This window comes from Rhizosphaericola mali (assembly GCF_004337365.2).
In the GTDB taxonomy this organism is placed as follows: Bacteria; Bacteroidota; Bacteroidia; order Chitinophagales; family Chitinophagaceae; genus Rhizosphaericola; species Rhizosphaericola mali.
The window spans coordinates 3,616,389-3,636,941 of record NZ_CP044016.1; the positions used below are offsets into that span (position 1 = coordinate 3,616,389).

General features: G+C 34.9%; 18 protein-coding genes. 3 read left to right on the forward strand and 15 right to left on the reverse strand.

The genetic code is table 11. The features are described from left to right. Positions 1–46: 46 nt before the first annotated feature. Positions 47–2,896 carry an excinuclease ABC subunit UvrA gene (gene uvrA, locus E0W69_RS15445; protein WP_131330950.1) on the forward strand — a complete coding sequence of 950 codons (2,850 nt, stop codon included), beginning with the start codon at positions 47–49 and terminating at the stop codon, positions 2,894–2,896. A 54-nt stretch (positions 2,897–2,950) separates the two neighbouring features. On the opposite strand, the gene E0W69_RS15450 is transcribed toward uvrA, so the two are convergent. The 3 genes from E0W69_RS15450 to E0W69_RS15460 all read right to left on the reverse strand — a co-directional run bounded on the left by E0W69_RS15450 (position 2,951) and on the right by E0W69_RS15460 (position 6,246). Further along, positions 2,951–4,423 carry a TPM domain-containing protein gene (locus E0W69_RS15450; protein ID WP_131331988.1) on the reverse strand — a complete coding sequence of 491 codons (1,473 nt, stop codon included), beginning with the start codon at positions 4,421–4,423 and terminating at the stop codon, positions 2,951–2,953. Positions 4,424–4,486: 63 nt separating this feature from the next. Then, positions 4,487–5,404: a helix-hairpin-helix domain-containing protein gene (locus E0W69_RS15455; protein WP_131330951.1), complete on the reverse strand. Its 918-nt coding sequence runs from the start codon at positions 5,402–5,404 to the stop codon at positions 4,487–4,489. A gap of 56 nt (positions 5,405–5,460) precedes the next feature. Next, the gene (locus E0W69_RS15460; RefSeq protein ID WP_131330952.1) at positions 5,461–6,246 is read right to left on the reverse strand and encodes an MBL fold metallo-hydrolase; all 786 of its coding nucleotides are present in this window, start codon (positions 6,244–6,246) and stop codon (positions 5,461–5,463) included. Between the two features lie 65 nt (positions 6,247–6,311). Here E0W69_RS15460 and E0W69_RS15465 point away from each other — a divergent pair, with 65 nt between their 5' ends. Beyond that, complete coding sequence (locus E0W69_RS15465; protein WP_131330953.1) at positions 6,312–8,954, forward strand: MGH1-like glycoside hydrolase domain-containing protein; 2,643 nt, start codon at positions 6,312–6,314, stop codon at positions 8,952–8,954. A 45-nt stretch (positions 8,955–8,999) separates the two neighbouring features. Here E0W69_RS15465 and E0W69_RS15470 read toward each other — a convergent pair whose 3' ends face one another. From E0W69_RS15470 to E0W69_RS15520, 11 genes are all read right to left on the reverse strand, one after another. Further along, a complete protein-coding gene (locus E0W69_RS15470; protein ID WP_131330954.1) occupies positions 9,000–9,302 on the reverse strand; it encodes a putative quinol monooxygenase in 303 nt (100 codons plus the stop codon). A gap of 30 nt (positions 9,303–9,332) precedes the next feature. Next, the gene (locus E0W69_RS15475; protein ID WP_131330955.1) at positions 9,333–10,010 is read right to left on the reverse strand and encodes a type 1 glutamine amidotransferase domain-containing protein; all 678 of its coding nucleotides are present in this window, start codon (positions 10,008–10,010) and stop codon (positions 9,333–9,335) included. 124 nt (positions 10,011–10,134) lie between these two features. Then, the gene (locus E0W69_RS15480; protein ID WP_131330956.1) at positions 10,135–10,698 is read right to left on the reverse strand and encodes a Crp/Fnr family transcriptional regulator; all 564 of its coding nucleotides are present in this window, start codon (positions 10,696–10,698) and stop codon (positions 10,135–10,137) included. A gap of 5 nt (positions 10,699–10,703) precedes the next feature. Beyond that, positions 10,704–12,506, reverse strand: a complete 1,803-nt coding sequence (locus E0W69_RS15485) for a DUF4153 domain-containing protein (RefSeq protein WP_131330957.1) — start codon at positions 12,504–12,506, stop codon at positions 10,704–10,706. Positions 12,507–12,561: 55 nt separating this feature from the next. Next, positions 12,562–13,410, reverse strand: a complete 849-nt coding sequence (locus tag E0W69_RS15490; protein ID WP_131330958.1) for an aldo/keto reductase — start codon at positions 13,408–13,410, stop codon at positions 12,562–12,564. Positions 13,411–13,481: 71 nt separating this feature from the next. Further along, a complete protein-coding gene (lysS, locus tag E0W69_RS15495; RefSeq protein WP_131330959.1) occupies positions 13,482–15,029 on the reverse strand; it encodes a lysine--tRNA ligase in 1,548 nt (515 codons plus the stop codon). Positions 15,030–15,232: 203 nt separating this feature from the next. Continuing rightward, positions 15,233–16,000: a Bax inhibitor-1/YccA family protein gene (locus E0W69_RS15500; protein ID WP_131330960.1), complete on the reverse strand. Its 768-nt coding sequence runs from the start codon at positions 15,998–16,000 to the stop codon at positions 15,233–15,235. Between the two features lie 61 nt (positions 16,001–16,061). Continuing rightward, positions 16,062–16,919 carry a polysaccharide deacetylase family protein gene (locus E0W69_RS15505; RefSeq protein WP_191967879.1) on the reverse strand — a complete coding sequence of 286 codons (858 nt, stop codon included), beginning with the start codon at positions 16,917–16,919 and terminating at the stop codon, positions 16,062–16,064. Positions 16,920–17,016: 97 nt separating this feature from the next. Continuing rightward, positions 17,017–17,730, reverse strand: a complete 714-nt coding sequence (gene rnc / locus E0W69_RS15510) for a ribonuclease III (protein ID WP_225321285.1) — start codon at positions 17,728–17,730, stop codon at positions 17,017–17,019. Positions 17,731–17,796: 66 nt separating this feature from the next. Next, a complete protein-coding gene (gene fabF / locus E0W69_RS15515; protein ID WP_131330962.1) occupies positions 17,797–19,050 on the reverse strand; it encodes a beta-ketoacyl-ACP synthase II in 1,254 nt (417 codons plus the stop codon). A gap of 102 nt (positions 19,051–19,152) precedes the next feature. After that, positions 19,153–19,389, reverse strand: a complete 237-nt coding sequence (locus E0W69_RS15520; RefSeq protein ID WP_131330963.1) for an acyl carrier protein — start codon at positions 19,387–19,389, stop codon at positions 19,153–19,155. Between the two features lie 154 nt (positions 19,390–19,543). Here E0W69_RS15520 and E0W69_RS15525 point away from each other — a divergent pair, with 154 nt between their 5' ends. Then, positions 19,544–19,978 (forward strand): GNAT family N-acetyltransferase, encoded by a 435-nt coding sequence (locus tag E0W69_RS15525; protein ID WP_131330964.1) that lies wholly within the window; start codon positions 19,544–19,546, stop codon positions 19,976–19,978. A 43-nt stretch (positions 19,979–20,021) separates the two neighbouring features. Here the strand turns inward: E0W69_RS15525 and E0W69_RS15530 are convergent, their stop codons facing one another. After that, a complete protein-coding gene (locus E0W69_RS15530) occupies positions 20,022–20,507 on the reverse strand; it encodes a YcxB family protein (RefSeq protein ID WP_131330965.1) in 486 nt (161 codons plus the stop codon). Between the last annotated feature and the right edge of the window lie 46 nt (positions 20,508–20,553).

Here is a 20,553-nt window from a genome sequence, read left to right on the forward strand (position 1 = left end):
TTCAACATTTTAATTCCCCAAATCCTTGCTATCTTGCATACAACTTATGGCAAAGAAGCAATCGAATACAATAGCAGAGCAAATAGAGATCATCGGAGCGAGAGAGCACAATCTGAAAGATATTACCTTGTCTATACCCAAAAATAAATTGGTCGTGTTTACTGGGGTAAGTGGGAGTGGAAAATCTTCTTTGGCTTTTGATACGATTTACAATGAGGGACAGCGTCGCTATATGGAAAGTTTTAGTGCGTATGCGCGACAATTTATGGGTGACATGGAACGACCTGATGTGGACAAAATTGATGGTTTGAGTCCGGTTATTTCCATAGAACAAAAAACAACGAATAAAAATCCGCGCTCTACGGTTGGTACTATAACAGAAATCTATGATTTTCTGCGTTTATTATTTGCCCGAATTGGCGAAGCGTATAGTTACAATACAGGAAAAAAAATGGTCAAATTCAGCGAAGAGGAGATCCTCAACAATGTATTTGAAAAATATCCCAATGAAAAAATCAACATATTAGCGCCGATCGTTCGTGGTAGAAAAGGGCATTACCGCGAACTATTTGAAGATATCCGAAAAAAAGGATTTGTAAAAGTGCGTGTGGATGGCGAGATCAAAGATATTACACCCAAAATGCAATTGGATCGCTACAAAATCCATGATATTGAAGTGGTAATTGATCGCTTGCAGGTAAAAGAAGACATGCGCGTACGTATTAGTCAAAGTATACAACAAGCGTTGAAAATGGGCAATGATCTTGTCTTTTTCCTTTTGCAGGATTCCAATAAATTGGTGCAATACTCCAAACAATTGGTGTGTGAAGATACGGGAATCAGTTACGAAGAACCTTCTCCTAATTCATTTTCTTTCAATTCCCCTTATGGTGCGTGTCCGCATTGTAAAGGTTTGGGTTCCATATTTTCCATCAGTATGGATTTGGTTTTACCGGATAAATCTGTTTCGATTCAAGATGGAGGATTGGCTCCCTTGGGTGCGGAAAGGGACGCAGGTATATTCCAACAAGTAAAACAAATCGCAAAACGTAATAAAATTTCATTGACTGCGCCAATCGGTGAAATTCCAGAGGAAAAATTAAATATTTTACTTTACGGAAGTGAGAAGGTTATTACGGATTTGGATGTCGATATGGACGATGCGAGCACAGGTAATCTGTATGCGGCGCAATTTGAGGGTATTGTGCCTATGTTAAAGCGTTGGTTTTCCAATAAAGAAGCATCGCCCCATGTGCAAGAGTGGGTGGAAAAATACATGGAACTAAAAACTTGCCCGACTTGTAATGGAGATCGTCTGAAAAAAGAAAGTCTTTGGTTTAAAATTGATGAGAAGAATATAGCCGAATTGGGCAATCTGGATTTGGTTAAATTGGAAAAATGGTTTGATCATATTGAACTAAGACTTTCCAATAAACAAAATGTCATCGCAAAAGATATTCTAAAAGAAATACGTGATCGATTGGGATTTTTGTTAAATGTGGGATTGACTTATTTGACGTTAAATCGTCCGACGCGCAGTCTGAGTGGTGGAGAAAGTCAACGTATTCGTTTAGCTACGCAAATAGGTTCGCAACTACAAGGCATTACGTATATTTTGGATGAACCGAGTATTGGCTTGCATCAGCGAGATAATATGCGATTGATCAGTGCCTTGGAAAATTTAAGGGATATTGGTAATTCGATTTTAGTTGTCGAGCATGATAAAGATATTATGTTGGCGTCCGATTATATCGTTGATATTGGACCTGGAGCGGGCAGATTGGGTGGACAAGTAATGGCTGCTGGCAGTCCAAAACAGATATTAGCTTCGAGTTCGGAAACTGCATCTTTTTTGAGTGGAAAAAAGACCATTGCCGTTCCAAAAGAAAGAAGAAAAGGTAATGGAAATTTTATCACTATAAAAGGAGCGTCTGGCAATAATTTGAGAAATGTCGATGCTAGTTTTCCTCTAGGTGAATTAATTGTCGTTTCCGGGGTTTCAGGTAGTGGAAAATCTACTTTAATTAATGAAACTTTATATCCCATTTTATCCCAATATTGCTATAAATCTAAAACCAAACCGATGGAATATACATCTGTCGAAGGTTTGGAAAATATTGACAAAGTTATTGCCATAGATCAATCTCCGATTGGGCGCACACCACGCAGTAATCCTGCTACTTATTGTGGCTTTTTTACTGATATTCGGCAATTGTTTTCGGCTATTCCAGAGGCGAAAATTAGAGGATACAATGCTGGCAGATTTTCCTTTAATGTCAAAGGAGGTCGCTGTGATATGTGCGAAGGTGCAGGATTGCGAGTTATCGAAATGAATTTCCTTCCAGACGTGCACGTTCCTTGTGAAAAATGTAATGGAAAAAGGTATAATCGTGAGACTTTAGAAATTCGTTATAAGGGAAAATCTATCAGCGATGTTTTGGATATGAGTGTTGATGAAGCGATTGAATTTTTCGAACCTATTCCTTCTCTTTATCGAAAGATTAAAGTGTTACAAGATGTTGGTTTGGGTTATATAACGTTGGGACAATCCGCAGTGACATTAAGCGGTGGCGAAGCGCAACGAGTAAAATTATCAACAGAATTAGCCAAAAGAGATACCGGAAAAACTTTCTATATTTTAGACGAGCCGACTACAGGTTTGCATTTTAAGGATATCCAACTATTGTTAAATGTAGTGAACATATTGGTTGATCGCGGCAATACCGTTTTGATTATTGAGCATAATATGGATGTCATAAAAATGGCAGATACCGTGATAGATCTTGGTCCTGAAGGTGGCTCTGGTGGTGGCAAAATATTGTTTACCGGCACACCTGAAAAAATGGTCAAATCCCAGAAAAGTCCGACTGCAGAATTTTTGAAATTGGAACTATAAAAGAATAATCAAAATATGACAAAAGCCATTTTGCAATTGCAAAGTGGCTTTTGTTTACCAAGAGCCGCCCGCTCCACCTCCGCCACTACTTCCTCCGCCCCAGCTACCGCTAGAGGAACTTGAACTACTACTTGAAGAGGAACTGCTATTTGTGCTCGAACTTTCTACTAGCATAGGTAATATCACCAAGCCAAGTGATAATCTATATTGGCAATTACTACATTCTCTATAATATTCCCCTTCTCCTTTTTTACTATAGGTTGCTTTTTTAATTGTTTTTAGCGATTTCTTAATCTCATAGGTTCTGACTTGACATTTCGGGCAAGTCTCGTATTTATTGTAATTAGGTCCTTGCCAATCTATATTTGTAACCTTTTTAGTTTCTTTATTTATCCAAAATTCTGGTTCAATAATTCCTAGTTTGATTTCTTTTTTCTTTCCATCAGTTAATAAGTATTTGAATTGACGGGCATCTGCAAATTTATGCAAGCGTTCCCAGTTTTGTCCTTCTGGACCGCTCAATATTCTATTTCTATTATTACGAATTACTCTATTAATTTTTCGGAATGTGATCCAACTAAAAGGAGATAGTAGAAGTGCTAGCCATTGTTTCTTTTTGAATTCTGATAAATAAGCATTTATATCAGAAATATCTAAATTCTTTGATTTAATAGTTCGGAAAATGGAAGCGTTTTGTAGTGCTATTCCAATCGTGCCTACAATTAAGGCATATATCCATAGATAATTCCAACTATACACTTTGATGTGAAAAAATCCAAACATGAAAATTCCGATAAAGAACAAAAAACATAAAATTCCAAATCCAATCCACAAATTACCCGTCCGATATTTCTGTCTAGTTTTTTTCTTTTTTCCAATCCTTATTTCATATAGTTGCAGAGATTTATCGAGGAAATAATAAAATATTAGAATACCTAATGCGATTGCACTATTTGAGATAATTTTGTACCAAGTAGAATTTTTACGGGCGTATAAGTTTCTCAATTCTTTTTGACCATTGGGGCTAAGTAAAATTTTTTGGATATCAGTCATTGCATTTTCAATACCCAAACCATAATTTCCATTTTTAAAATCAGGAACTAAATCCAGCTCTCCAATTTGCTTAAGCGTCACATCTGGTAATAAGCCTTCCAAGCCATAACCTGTGATAAATCTGTATTTTCTGCGATTCTTAACAACTAATAGTAATAGTCCATTATTGGTTTCTTTTTTACCTATACCCCAGTGTTGAAATAGATTGTATGCAAACTGAAAATCATCCTCATCTCCATCGTAGTTATCGATGGCGACTATGGCAATTTCGGCTTTGGAACTGGATTCTATTTTTTGAGCGATTGCATTAATATTGCTCACTTCGGCGGACGTAAGGACTCCGTCGGGATTACTTATAAATTGATCTTGACCATATTTTTTGGGGTCGGGAACGGTTTCAATCGTGTATTGACCAAATGAAATATAGGTTAAGATGGAGAAAATTGGGATTAGAAAAATTCTAGGAATACGCACAAGCTAAAATTGAATTTTGGTTAACTATGCCACGAATTTAAAAGAATTCTCTTTTTAAAAGTGTTAATCTTCTTCCGTTTTTAAATAGGGTGAAATTTTGTCAAAAAGATCATTATTCATAAATGCGATATTTTTAATATCCGCGACAGAACTGTAATTGCCATGTTGCTCGCGATAGATAATGATTGCTTCTGCTACGCTCTTGGGAATTTTTCTACTTTGCATAAATTCGGAAAGCACAGCCGCATTGATGTTCACCTTTTTAGTAATTGGATTTTGAAGTTGTACTGTTTGTTCCTGAGTGATATTTGAATTATTGTCAAATTTTGTTTCTTCGAGAACTGTAGTACAACGTAATAAGGATTTTATTTTTTCAAAGGATTGCTTAGATAAACCATAGGCTTTAGCAATATCATCAACCGAATGAAAACCATGTTTGGCATCACGATAATGAACTATTCTTTGCGCTAATTTATCGTTTATTCCTGGGAGCGCGGCAAAATGTTGCCAGCTAGCATGATTGATTTCGATAGGAAATGGGATGTTTGAGACCTTGACAGAATGTTTGGATATGTTTCGATCTGAGTGTAAATTATTTTGTTGAATTTGGATAAAAGGGATTAAACGGTCTGCATCTTCTGATTTGAGACCATAGATTTTTCGGATATCTTCAGGATGGCGAAAGCGCCCTCCTTTTTGACAATAATGCAAAATGGTATTGGCTGTTTTTTCTTTCAAACCAAGTTTTAACCAACCTGCTTTATCTAAAGTATTGGGATCAAATATAAATAAGTTGGGGTGAGTTAATGGTTCGGCTATGTTATCCGCAAAATATGGTGGTTTCTTTTCTGTAGAGATTGTCTTTTCAGGGAAAAAATGAGGAATAGTGAAAAACATAAGGAGAATAAAAAGGAAAATAAGCATTCCATTTCTCTCCTTTTTCGAAAAGCGAAACCACTTTTGAAATTTTTCTTTTTCCACGGTTAGTTGATTTCTCTCAAAGATAATATTTTTTTTAACAAAATATTATCAATAGGTTATTGAGCAGAAATCTCTAAAACTAAACCGTCGTAGCTCAAATGCATACCTGCTGGCAACTCTCTCTCCACAAGTTCATGCAGTCCCATGCTGTGCCCGATATGTGTAAAATAAACTTTCGGAATTTTTAGTTCTCTCACCAATGCGATTGCTTCGTCTAAAGAATAGTGAGAAATATGTTTTATTTTACCTAATGCATCTAAAACTAAAACTTCCGTACCTTTTATTAACTCCTTTTGATCAGCATCGATATTGTTTACATCTGTGATATAAGTAAACTTGCCAAATCTAAAGCCCAATACATCTAATTTATAATGCCAAACATGAATAGGTTGCAATTCAATATTCCCGATCTGAAATGGGTCTTTATCGATAGTATTTAACTCTAATTGTGGTATACCTGGAAATCGATTTCCATCAAATGCATAATAAAAAATACGTTTTAAGGCATCTTGTGTCATAGTATTTGCATAGATCGACATGGATTTCTTTTGTTGATAATTATAAGGGCGAATATCGTCCAAACCAATTATGTGATCCATATGAGGATGGGTAAATACAACACCATCGAGTTTTCGATTATTTATGCGCAACATTTGTTGTCGAAAGTCAGGTCCAGTATCAATAATAACAGTGGTTGTCTCAGATTCCACCAAAATACTGCTTCGCAACCTATTATCACGAGGATCGGTCGAAGTACAAACATTGCAGTCGCATCCAATGATAGGAACGCCACTACTAGTACCCGTACCCAAAAATGTAATCTTTAATGCAGGATTCTTCACTTGGCAAACTTACAAATTCCCTATTAAAAATTTAGGTATTATCTTTAGCAAGGAAAAAAGAGCATATGAAAGAAAAGGAAAGATTAGAAAGCCCAGATTGGAAAAAATGGGGGCCATATATTTCCAATAGGCAATGGGGTACAGTAAGAGAAGATTATAGTAATAATGGAGATGCCTGGCAATATACCACCTATGAAATGGGCTTATCAAAATCATGGCGCTGGGGAGAGGATGCCATAGCAGGCATTTCGGACAATAAACAAATACTTTGTTTTGCCCCAGGATTTTGGAATGGCAAAGATCCATTTATTAAAGAACGCTTTTTTGGGCTTAATAATATCGAAGGAAATCACGGAGAGGATATTAAGGAAATACTATACTATTTGGATAATACTCCTACGCATTCTTACATGAAAATGTTGTACAAATATCCTCATGAAGAATTTCCGTATGAACAATTGCGTAAAGAAAATAAGCGTCGTACTAAAGACGAGCCTGAATATGAATTGATTGACACCGGCATCTTCGATCAAGATAATTATTTTGATATATTTATTGAATATGCAAAAAATGAGGTAGAAGATATCCTCATCAAAATAACTGCTATTAATAGATCGAAAGATACTAGTGCACCGTTAACAATCCTTCCAACGGTTTGGTTTCGCAATAGATGGGATTGGGGGAATTATCATGCCATACCAGAAATTTTGGCACACAAGGAAAAACAAATAAGTATAAAACATAATCGTCTAGGAGATTGGTCTTTTTATTATGAAAAGGATTACAAACTACTATTTAGTAACAATTCAACCAATAATGAAAAACTATACGGCGTTTCTAATGAAAATAAATATGTCAAAGATGGTATAAATGAATATGTTGTCAATGGAAATGTCAATGCTATAGACCCCAGCGAAACAGGTACCAAAGCTGCGGTTTTAATACAAGAAGAAATCCCACCAAATGAAAGTATTTGTCTTCGCTTTAGACTCTGTAAGGGACAAATTGATCAACCGTTTGATGATTTTGACTCGATCTTTCAAACAAGAATCCATGAGGCAAATGATTTTTATACCTATTTGCAACGACATATAGAGGATCAAGAAGAAAAGCTAATCCAACGTCAGGCATTTGCTGGAATGTTATGGAATAAACAATTTTACAAATATAATGTAGCACGTTGGCTCGATGGAGATCCAGGACGTGCTGTACCATCTGAGGGACATAAAAATTCTCGTAATACGCACTGGCGTAATATTGACAATCAGGATATTATTTCGATGCCTGACAAATGGGAATTTCCATGGTACGCAGCATGGGACTTAGCATTTCATTGTGTGAGTTTAGCATTAGTCGATTTGGAATTTGCCAAAGAACAATTAGAATTGTTAACTAAGGAATGGTATATGCATCCAAATGGTCAATTACCAGCATATGAATGGAACTTTAGTGATACAAATCCTCCCGTCCATGCATGGGCAACTTGGGAAGTATATCAAATCGAAGCTGCACAACACAACGGAGTAGGTGATAATGCATTTTTAGAAAGTATTTTTCATAAATTGTTATTCAACTTTACATGGTGGGTAAACCGAAAAGATAGCCAAGGTAGTAATATATTTTCTGGTGGATTCTTAGGATTGGACAATATTGGAGTCTTTGATCGTAGTATGAAAATGCCAGAGGGTGTAATATTCGAGCAGGCGGATGGTACAAGTTGGATGGCAATGTATGCATTAAATATGATGCGTATCTCCTTGGAGTTAGCAGAAAATAATATAGTCTATAGTCATCTAGCTACAAAATTTTTTGAACATTTCTTGTATATAGCTGGCGCATTGATGAATGTTATTGGGGATAAAGATACGGGACTATGGGATGAGGGTGATGAGTTTTTCTATGATCAAATCAAAGGAGCCAACAATGAAACTATTGTATTACGATTACGCAGCTTAGTCGGTTTAATTCCTTTATTCGCGGTATCTGTGCTAAAAGACGAAACATTAAAAGCTATTCCAGACTTTGAAAATAGAATGAACTGGTTTCTGAATCATCGACCTGATTTGGCAAAATTGGTTTCTCGTTGGGATGATGTTGGTTCAGATAAAAAACACTTATTAAGCTTGTTGCGTGGACATAGAACGAAAAGATTACTTGCAAGAATGCTGGATCCTAAAGAGTTTTTAAGTAACTATGGAGTAAGGAGTATGTCCAAAATCTACCAAGAAAATCCATATACAATTGATATCATGAATATGGAGATGAAAGTTGCCTATACTCCAGGAGAAAGTAATGATGATATTTTTGGAGGAAATAGTAATTGGCGTGGTCCTATTTGGATGCCGATGAATTATATGATTATTGAAAGCCTATTTTTCTTACATGATTATTATAGTGATGATTTTAAAGTAGAATGTCCAACTGGCAGTGGCAATATGCTGACATTGAAAGAAATTGCCATCAATATAGGAGAACGACTTATTGGAATCTTTAAAAAAGATAAATATGGTAATCGACCTTGTATTGGAGAAAATCAAAAATTACAACGCGATGCCAATTTTGAAAACCTGATTTCGTTTAATGAATATTTTAATGGAGATACAGGCAAGGGGCTTGGAGCTTCGCACCAAACTGGTTGGACAGGTCTAGTAACAAATCTTATTTATCTTAAAGGTTTTATTCAAAAAGGGAAAAAAATCCTTGAGTAATTATAAAAGAAAGAGCGATTAAAATCGCTCTTTCTTTTATATAGTTTAAAATTGAACTTCGCTTGTTACGATAACTTCTCTTTTTTCTAATAATGGTAATATTTTCTGTACAACTACTTCCTGAAAATGTGGAGTCTTGCGATGAAAATCTGCAGCTTCTTGATTTATATATTGTTCAAATAAAAGTATAGTATGATCATTTTCTTTTTCTTGAAAAATTTCATATTTCAAATTACCTTCTTCTGCAGAACTCTTCACTACAGCTTCTTTTAATAGTGAAATTACTGTTTCTATCTTTCCTTCTGCTACTTGCCATTTGGCAAATACGGAGACAATATTATCTTTCATAATGATTTATAATTAAAAGTTCTTATTTGATTATTGATTTTGACTTAACAACATTACTACATTTTCCCCAACACTTCTTGCAGAGGCTGGATTTTGTCCAGTAATTATACTACCATCTATTATGCAGTTGGCAGACCAGGGCTCAGAAGCATGGAAAATCGCACCTTGATCAGATAGCGCTCTCTGTAAGTCAAACGGAACATCTTTTCTCGCATAGTTATCTTCTTCCGCCGAGGTAAATGAGGTGATATTTTTCCCATTGACGATGTAGGAACCATCACTTAATTTTACATTAAGTAATGCAACTGGTCCATGACAAACAGCGCTAATAATGATTCCGCGTTCGTAAGCTTCTGCGATTACTTTTTTAAGTTCTGGATGAGTAGGCATATCTACCATCGGAGCTAGACCACCGGGTATAAATAGAGCATCATAAACGCTTATGTCTATTTCTTTTAAAATAGTTGCGTGTTGCATATCTGACCACCCATCACCAATTAGAAATTTTAAATTATCCGGATCTTCTGCTAGATTTAATGCATCCAGAAAAGGAGTATCTCCATTTAAGGAGGCGAAGTCCACTTCATAGTTCGCTTTTATGAACTCGGAATAAGGATGTGCAACTTCTGGTAAAAATATTCCAGTCCGTCTGTTATTAGGCCCTATTGCGGCTACATTGGATACGATAATTAAGATTCTCTTTTTCATAAATATGTTTTCTTATGTTTTTTGATAAAACAAAATTACCATAGAAAGAGGCCTATTGAAAAGGAGCGAACGCACAAAAAAAGTGTGATTCAAATCACACTTTTTAGCTAAAGTTAAACATTATTTATTTGGAGTATAATCGGCTTAACGTTTCTCTACTAACGCCTAGGTATTCAGCTATAATTTTTTTGGGAAGTTTTAGGATGAGATCAGGATAAGAAGTCGCAAAAGCCTCAAATCTTTCTTGTGGTGTATTGGAAAGCAATAGTTTAATTCTTTGCTGTAGAGCAACATAGCCATTGGTTAATTTTACGCGAAAAAAATGCTCCATTTTGTGAAATTCATGAGAAAGTTTTTCACGAGTATCTAATGTAGAGAATAGTACTTCTCCAGCTTCAATACATTCAATAAAAACACCCGCTTTTTTTTCCTGGAAAAATGACTGATAATCACTCATCCACCAATTTTCCTTGGCAAATTGAATAATAAATTCCTTTCCTTGCTCGTCTAAAAAGAAGACTTTGTATAAGCCTGACAACACAAGAAATTCGTATTTTACTTCGTCGCCTTCATGAATTAAAAATTGATTTTTTAATACTCTTTTTTTTGTAAAGAAGGTTTGGATATATGCAAATTCTTCATCTGTTACAGTCGTAATTTCTTCAATATGCCGTCTTAACTTTTCCAATCTTTTTAATCTATATTTTTAATAAGTATATCTGCGTCAAAAATCATAAATTGAGGCTCATCTTGTTTCAACAACTCACTATCGTAACTAAACTTATTGACCCAAAATGTAAAATTAAACTTATTGTTCGATTTATAAATGAATAGTAGACTGTCATTTGGATTATAGTTACCAGTAGCATCTATTTGGATTTTATTTTCATTAATTAATGCTTGGACTCTTTTAGCATATTCATTTAGTGAAATTGTGAATTGTAAAATGCCATTCTGTGCAAGCGTAACATTATTATTTACTCTGTTAAATTTGAATGTTTGACTATCAATATTGAATGTAATACCATCATAAAGATTGTCTATCAGATAATCATACCCACTAGTCTTGATAATATTTGAACTTGGGCGATTAAGACTTATATAGTTTGTTTGATAATCATTAAGGTAAAAGTTAGCTTCTTTTTTTATTTTTAAAATAGAAACAAGTGTATCTACAGCCTCTGTTTGATATGTGTAACGACTATAATTATTCGAATCTAACTTTTCTTTATTTAAAAAAACATTATCAACTTGTCTTAAATTAGTTGAGGTGAGAGATTGTAAAGCGGTCATTCCAAAATTTTCAACTATATAAATGACGATTGATCTTGGATTATTTGATTTTGCTTTAGGATTTTGAATATAAGATTTTAATTGATTGAGCTGTGATCTAAGCGAAATGCTAGGTGCACTTAATGGTCCATACGTTGCAACTAAGGCAAATATGCACAGCGTGGCAGGGATGGCTTTTAATGTATTGGGCTTTATGATTAGTAGAACTGTAATTAGCGTCAACCAAATACCAATGGATACTATAGAATAGCGCTCTTGCGTGACGCCATAATGCTTTATACGTATGCCAATAGCAATAAAAAGAAGAACTAAAAAAGGAATAAGTACAATGTAGAAAATACGACTAAACGTATGAATCCATTTGTTTTCTTGTAGTTTCCTAATAGGATAAATTAATAGTAAAGATAATATGCCAAAAAAAGCGTAACCTATCACCATCCAAACAACTATACCTTTTGGTAATACTTGTTGTGTGATGATTTTAATTTCATATAAGGCGAGTATTGCCATATATAAAGTCATCAACGGAATTAAGATGTATTGTGTAAATACTTTCAACCCAATTGGATATGCAGATTTTTCTTCTCCTAAGTGGAATTGAGTTGGTACTCCTGCTAAGAAAAATAAACTATTGAATAGTATTCCTATAGTTGCAAATAATTCGAAAAAAGTATTACTCGGAACATGCACATTCCATAATTTTTCGATAGCACTTAATGCCAATGCAATTCCAATATATAGTACGCCAGAAAATAGTACAGAGGTTAATATTCGGAGAAATATAGTTTTGTTATACTCCCACAGATCTTCACTTGTGCCACGTTTATTTAGAAAAGGAGCTAATGCTACCAATAAATGGAATGCGATTGAAAACGCAACGACTCTGTAAAGGTTTATTTCATAGTGACTAATGTCTAATAAATAATATAAGACAATACTTATCCCAATTGCAATTAGCCGGAATAACCATTTTTTTCTTCCTGAGATATTTGCTTCCTCTGTAAGAATATCTACAAATAATGTCAGCAATAAACCTATGTTGCAACTAACTAAAATTCGAATATAGATTTCTTCATTCTTATTTGCTTCAATGCCTAAGATGGCAGTGATAAATGCAACAAGCACGATTAATAGTTCAAATGGAAAACGTCGGATTACGTTTGTTAATCCCTTTTGAATATTGCGAATTGATAGGAATTTCATACAGTCTATTTGGTTGGGATAAGTAGACTATCGTTAATAGTCTACTTATTAAAGTTTATTTATTGGCAAAATGATCCATGAAATTATCCGGATGAGCGCCTGTTCTTTCTTCAGTATCCAAACTATCAATCGAGGCAAGGTCCTCTACTGATAATTCAAAGTCGAAGATATCTGCATTAGCGGCAATCCGTTCTTTATGCGTACTTTTCGGAATAGTTATTACGTCTTTTTGTAAATCCCATCTCAATATAATCTGAGCAGTACTTTTTCCATACTTCTTAGCTAATTCGGTCAAAACTGGATTGTCTAAGATTCGTCCACGCATCAATGGTGCCCATGCTTCGTATTGTATGTTCTTCGTTTTACAATAGTCTAATAAATGTTGCTGCACTAATCTCGGATGAAATTCATTTTGCAAAACCATTGGCGCAATTGTACCTTCTTTTATAATGTCATCAATATGAAGTTCCAAACAATTACAAACTCCAATCGCTTTAATTTTCCCTTGTTTGTACAAATCTTCCATTGCTTTCCAAGTTTCTACATATAAATTAGGAACGGGCCAATGAATTAGATATAAATCGACATAGTCCATTTGTAATTTATTCAAAGAATCGTCAAATGCTTTTAATGTATTGTCATAACCTTGATCTGTATTCCAAACTTTTGTCGTGATAAACATTTTTTCCCTTTCTATATTAGACTCTTTAATCGCTTGACCTACACCGTCTTCATTTTTATAAAAAGAAGCCGTGTCAATATGTCTATAGCCTAAGTCGATCGCATCATGAATTGCACTAACGACCTCTGCTCCATTTTCAGTCTTATAAACGCCCAATCCTAAATAAGGCATTTTTATGCCATTACTTAAACTAACTGTTCCTTGAATATCTGTAATCTGCATAGTTTGATATTTCAATTTTTATAAATATAAATATAAAAAAAGACCGAAATAAATTCGGTCTTTTCAAAAAGCTATTTTTTAACATTTTCCGTAGTTGGACTTGCTGTTTTTTCAGGTCGCATCTGAGGGAAAAATAAAACGTCTTGTATAGAAACTTGATTTGTCAATAGCATGACCAAACGATCAATGCCAATACCGATGCCAGAAGTTGGCGGCATACCATATTCCAATGCTCTTAAGAAATCTTGATCGATAAACATTGCTTCATCATCACCGCGTTCCAATAATTTTGCTTGTTCTTCAAATCTTTCTCTTTGGTCAATAGGATCGTTCAATTCGCTATAAGCGTTCGCGATTTCTTTTCCATTAATCATCAATTCAAATCTTTCCACCAAACCTTTTTTCTCACGATGTTTCTTGGTCAATGGACTCATTTCCACTGGATAATCAATGATAAATGTTGGTTGAATATATTTAGGTTCGGACGTTTCTCCGAATATTTCATCAATTAATTTACCTTTTCCAATATTTGCGGGAACGTCGATTTTCAAAGTTTTACAAACTTCTCTCAAGCCAGCTTCGTCCATTTCGCTAATGTCAATTCCTGTATTTTCTTTGATGGCATCAAATATCGGAAGACGTCTAAATGGCGCTTTGAAACTGATAATTTTGTCTCCAACAGGTACATCTGTCGTTCCATAAACGGCAATCGCCAAAGATTCGAATAATTTTTCTGTTGTTTCCATCATCCAGAAATAATCCTTGTAGGCAGTATACCATTCCAATACGGTAAACTCTGGATTATGCGTGCGGTCCATACCTTCGTTACGGAAATTTCTACTGAATTCGTACACCCAGTCAAATCCACCAACGATCAATCTTTTCAAATACAGCTCATTGGCAATACGCAAATACAATGGAATATCCAATGCATTGTGATGCGTGGTAAATGGTCTTGCTGCCGCTCCACCATGTATCGCTTGTAATACTGGCGTATCAACTTCCAATGCGCCTTGTTCGTTCAAAAACTGACGGATCGTATTGACAATCTTAGTTCTTTTTACAAATGCGTCTTTTGTTTCTGGATTGACGATCAAGTCTACATAACGTTGTCTATATCTAAATTCAGGATCGGTAACTGCGTCAAACACATTGCCTTCTTCATCACGTTTTACAACGGGAAGAGGTTTCAATGATTTACCTAAAAGCGTAATATCTTCTACGTGGATAGAAGTTTCGCCGGTGTGAGTAACGAAGACAAAACCTTTCACACCAATAAAATCACCCAAATCCAAACCATGTCTTACAACATCATTCCAAAAAGATTTGTCTTCCTCTGGGCACAATTCATCTCTTTTTGCATACAGTTGAATGATACCTTTGGAATCTTGTATTTTGATAAAGAAAACCTTTCCTTTATTATTTAAACTCATGATACGTCCAGCGACGCATACATTTTTAAATTCTTCTTGTTTTTCCTCTGTGTAATCTCTTTTGATATCAGCAGAATACGCATTTACCGGATATAATGCAGCTGGATATGGATCATATCCTAGCTCAATTAATTTTTGTAATTTTTCTCTACGAATAATTTCCTGTTCGGATAATTGTTGACTCATATTTTTAAATTATAAGGACGGCAAAGGTACAAAAGTTAGGCTTTACTTTTTGGATGAATTAAATGGATTTTAATTGATAGATTTAGCTGTTTATTTTTAAGAAAGATTACTTCAGTTAATTACTGACATTTAGCGACAGATGTATTTACTTAAATAAAAAAACTCCCGAATATTTCGGGAGTTTCAAACTTATTTCAGAAAGATTAATTTCTACTATTTCCAAATAGGCGGATCATCAATTTCAAAATTTCTACATATAACCACACAATGGTTACCATTAAGCCAAAGGCACAATACCATTCCATAAATTTGGGCGCACCCATTGCACTGCCTTGATCGATCATGTCAAAATCTAATATCAAATTCATAGCCGCAATGACGATTACCAATAAGGACAATCCGATTCCCAATGCACTGCTATTGTACATAAATGGAAGATTGACATGGAACAAATTTAGAATCATCGCAATGCCATAAAACAATGCAACGCCAAGTGTTGCAGAGATAATCGTAGATTTAAGTTTTTCCGTGGGTTTAATGATTTTAAAACTATACAAGAAAAACATCACAATTGCTACTGCAAAAGTTAATCCTATCGCTTGAAATATCACATTGGGCGCTTTTTTGGCCAATGCAGCATTAACAAGTACAGAAATACCACCTAAAAATAAACCTTCCAAAAGACTATAAATAGGGGAAATGTATTTTGCTGTTTGGGGTTTAAATGACATCACAATGGCACAAATAAAACCACCAATTGCACCTACCCACATCAAGGTATTCATTGTATCTAAACGGTATGCACCATACAAATTCCATGAGTAAATAGCTCCGGCAATCACTAAAAATAGAAGTAAACCAAATTTGGACATCGTACCTTTTACGGTCATTGTTCCAGAATCTTGCGTTTCGATTGATTTTTGAAAAATCTTATCAGAAAGTGCTGGGTTTCCTGATTTAAATAAAGCCATAATTTTTGTTTTTGTCTAAGTAAAAATAATGTTTTCTTTGAAATCTTTTTTGTTAAAATCCCTATTTGAGAAATCCTGGATAATGATCTGCCGTTTCATACACATATTCTGGATGTGCTTTTTGCAAAATTTGAATCATCGTAACCAGTGAATCTTTATAATTAGGCAAATGAAACAAGCGATCATGTGAAAGCATTACAACGGTATTCTTTCGATGACCATGATTGTTTTCCATCGCGTATATAATAGCATTTGCCATTGCCTGCGCACTTTGGACCGGTACTTGACCACTTCCATGTGGGTTTCTTTTGAAATGCCACTCCACATCCCAACCCATAACTTTTGCTCCAGTAGAGTCAAATAATTTGCACAAAGGCTTTACTAGTGGCGCTGCAGTGATGTGAGAGGAATCTAATACCCATGCGTCATTTCCAGGAAGACGCATGATCTTATGTGTCGCTTTCAAGCTTTCTTCTGCCTTCATAAAATCATTCAATGCCAAATAAGGATGATGATAAAAGTTGAAATAACGATCATTGAAGGCATGTGTATAGCTATGGTTGGCTAGTAATGTATTAGGATAGCTGCTGCGAATTGTATCTACAACACTTGTCAATGATTTTGCAAATGTTTCGTGCAAACCTACCATGAAAAAAGTAGCTTTCACTCCTGTTTCTTCTATTGCATGATAGACTTCCATCGTGCCGGGTTGAGGACCATCGTCAAAAGTTAAAAACACATATTTTTTTGTAGAATCGTATTGAAAATTGGAAATAGTCTTTTTGGTCGTATCTCCCCCATTCTTTATATCACTGTTTCTAATTTCAGCCAAAGTGCTATCGACATTTTTAGGAGAATTACTGTTGTTATTGCATGCGCTTAAGTAGGCTCCAATGCACAACATTAATATGGAATTCATTACAAGGGTTGTGGTATTTTTAAAATACATTTTTTGATATTTGGGATGCTAAGTTAGGTGTAATTATGAAATAGGTCTATATATAATTAAATAAATATCAAATATTTAAATTCTCGATTGCCATAATTGCGGCAGCTTCACTTGCTTCTTTTTTGCTAAATCCTAATCCTTTGCCCATTTCCACGTCGTCGATGGTCACAGACATACTAAATTGGCGTCGACCTCCATGAAATTCTTCATTCAAAATTTGAAAAGCGACTTGTTTATTGTTTTTGGCCGCCCAGCCCAAAAGTTTGTTTTTTTGATTGTATTCTGAATTTTCTAATTCATCTACAAAAAGAAAAGGAGTGATAATTTTTTTTATTATCCACTTTTGCGTAGCATTATAACCTTTATCCAAATACACAGCACCAATTACAGCTTCTAGCGTATTGCCAAAAATCTGGCTTCTTCTTAAGTGGTGATCCGATTTATTAAACTGTGTCAAATGATTAAGCCCCATTTTGATAGCGATTTCATTCATTTGATTTCTATTGACCATTTTGCTACGCATTTCAGTCAAAAACCCCTCATCCTTGAATGGATAATGTTTAAATAAATAATCTGCTACCACAGAGCCGAAAATAGCATCTCCTAAATATTCCAATCGTTCATTGTTTTCCGCAATTTTGTCATTGATTGAGCGGTGGATCAATGCACGAGTATATATGGCTTTATTGCCCAATGAAATCCCTAATGCATTGCTGAGGGCAACGTCATCGGTGTTTTTGTCGGAATTCCATTTTCCCCAGATATTTTTTATAAAGCTCACAGTATTAAATAAAAAAGTCCATTACACACAAGCGTTGCAATGGACGATTAAAACTTTTTTTGAAAACTAGGCTTTGTATTTTTTTACAATAATTGCCGCGTTGTGTCCGCCAAAGCCAAATGTATTACTTAAAGCTGCATTCACTGTACGTTTTTGCGCTTTGTTAAATGTGAAATTCAATTTCGGATCCAATGTATCATCATCTGTAAAATGATTAATTGTTGGAGGTACTATATCATTAATTACTGCCATAACACAAGCTACAGCCTCAACAACTCCAGCAGCACCTATACAATGTCCTGTCATGGATTTAGTAGAACTGATATTTAAATTATATGCATGTTCACCAAAAACTTTTTGTATCGCTTTTACCTCACCTCCATCACCTAAAGGAGTTGATGTCCCATGCGTGTTTATATAGTCAATATCAGTAGGTACCATTCCCGCATCCGCTAAAGCGGCATTCATAACGTTTTGTGCTCCAAGACCTTCTGGATGAGGTGCAGTAATATGATATGCATCAGCAGATGCACCACCTCCTGCAACTTCACAATAGATTTTAGCACCTCTAGCTAACGCGTGATCTAATGTCTCCATTACGACGATCGCACCAGCCTCTCCCATAACAAACCCATCTCTATCTTTATCATAAGGACGGCTCGCTGTTTTTGGATCATCGTTTCTTTCACTCATTGCATGCATTGATGTGAATCCCCCAATAGCAGCCTCTGTAATCACAGCTTCACTACCCCCAGAAAGGATAATATCCGCTTTTCCAAGACGGAGCATATCAAAAGCGTCAACCATTGCGTTGGTACTACTAGCACATGCACTAACAGTAGAATAATTAGGTCCTCTTAAATTATGTCTCATTGAAACTAATCCAGGAGCCATATCCAATATCATCTTTGGGATAAAGAAAGGACTAAAACGTGGCGTTCCATCTCCTTTTGCAAAATCAATTATCTCTTGTTGGAGTGTAGGAAGACCACCAATACCACTTCCTAAAATAACCCCAACCCTATCAGGATTAATATTTTCTTTATTAAGACCCGCATCTTGCATTGCTTGATCACTAGCAACTACGGCTAACTGAGCAAAACGATCCATTTTACGTGCTTCTTTCCTATCGATAAAGTCTGTTGGATTGAAGTTTTTCACTTCACAAGCAAATCGAGTCTTGAATTTTGATGCGTCAAATAGAGTAATAACATCTGCGCCCGAAACGCCGTTTATCAATCCATTCCAATATTCATCCAAATTGTTACCTATCGGTGTTAAAGCTCCAATACCAGTAATTACTACCCTTTTAAGCTGCATAATATTTTAATACTACAATTACGATTCTTTGTAAGATATAAATCCGCCTACGAGTTTATATAACCAGCAGACGGACATATTGTTTTCGAAAATCGAAAAAAATTATTTGGCGTGTTCTTCCAAATAAGAAACCGCTTGACCAACAGTTGTGATGGTTTCAGCTTGTTCGTCTGGAATAGAAATGTTAAATTCTTTTTCGAATTCCATAATTAATTCTACGGTATCCAATGAATCTGCGCCTAAGTCATTTGTAAAAGACGCTTCATTAGTTACTTCTGATTCTTCTACACCTAACTTGTCAACAATAATTTTTTTAACTTTTGCTGCGATGTCTGACATTGTAAATAAGTTTAGTTACAGCCGCAAAAATATAATTTTTCGATTATACACCATAATCTAATTGTTTTTTGTAGCTTTATTATGGAAAAAATTATTTTAAATTATTGATTATCAATATTTTAAAATATTAATGAAATATTTTTTTTGTCTAAATATGGAACTAATTTTTAAGATTTTTGAATATAATAGCCCCGATTATGTGCAACAAGTCGCATTAAGATCGGCAGTTTTAAGAGCGCCTTTGGGTTTGAAATTTTCGCCTGCTGATTTGGAAAAAGATGCGGAAAATATAATGTTTGGCGCATTTTTAGACAATGAGATTCTCGGTTGTTGTCAGTTTAAAATCTTGAATGAAACTCAAGTTCAATTAAGACAAATGGCGGTAGATCCGGCTATTCAAGGACAAAGTATAGGACGTAGATTAGTTGCGTATGCAGAGGAGTATGCGAAAAGACATAGATATAAATGTATCGAATTACATGCACGCAAAGTAGCGATGTTATTTTACCAAAAGTTAGGATATATGGCTGTGGGAGAAGAATTTGAAGAAGTAGGCATTCCACATTTTTGTATGGAAAAACAATTGTAATTATAAAAAGAAACCCTTCCAATTGAATTGAAAGGGTTTCTTTTTATTTAACTTTTTCTCTGATAATATTTTCTGCAACTAATTTTTTAAATTCTCCGACCTCGTTGGCAGGTACTGCATCTTTTGGTATGAGAAAAAATGACCTTGAACTAAAATATAAATGATAAAAATTGGGACTTTCAAAATAACTTGAAAAACTTGGCCACGTCCATTCTCCTTGCTTCCCATCCATCGCTATAGTTAATCCATTTTTATTAACTGTCAGTTCCAATTCTTGTTTGAATATTGGGCTTTTGGAATAAATATATCTTGGCAAAACCATCCAAATAACAATCATCAAAATCATCCAAAGAAAAGCACTCAATAAAAAAGGTAATGGTTGGACTTTTTTTAAATAAAATAAGATGGCAGAGATTACCGCAAAGACATTAATAACAATTAGTAATATTTTAATCTCAGGACGAGAGATGAAATGATATCTCAAACCTTGAATAACTTTATTTTTCTGAAAAGTAAAGGAAAATTGCATATATGAGTCTTTTGCTGTTTTGGGCGCAAATGTATAGAATATGTAA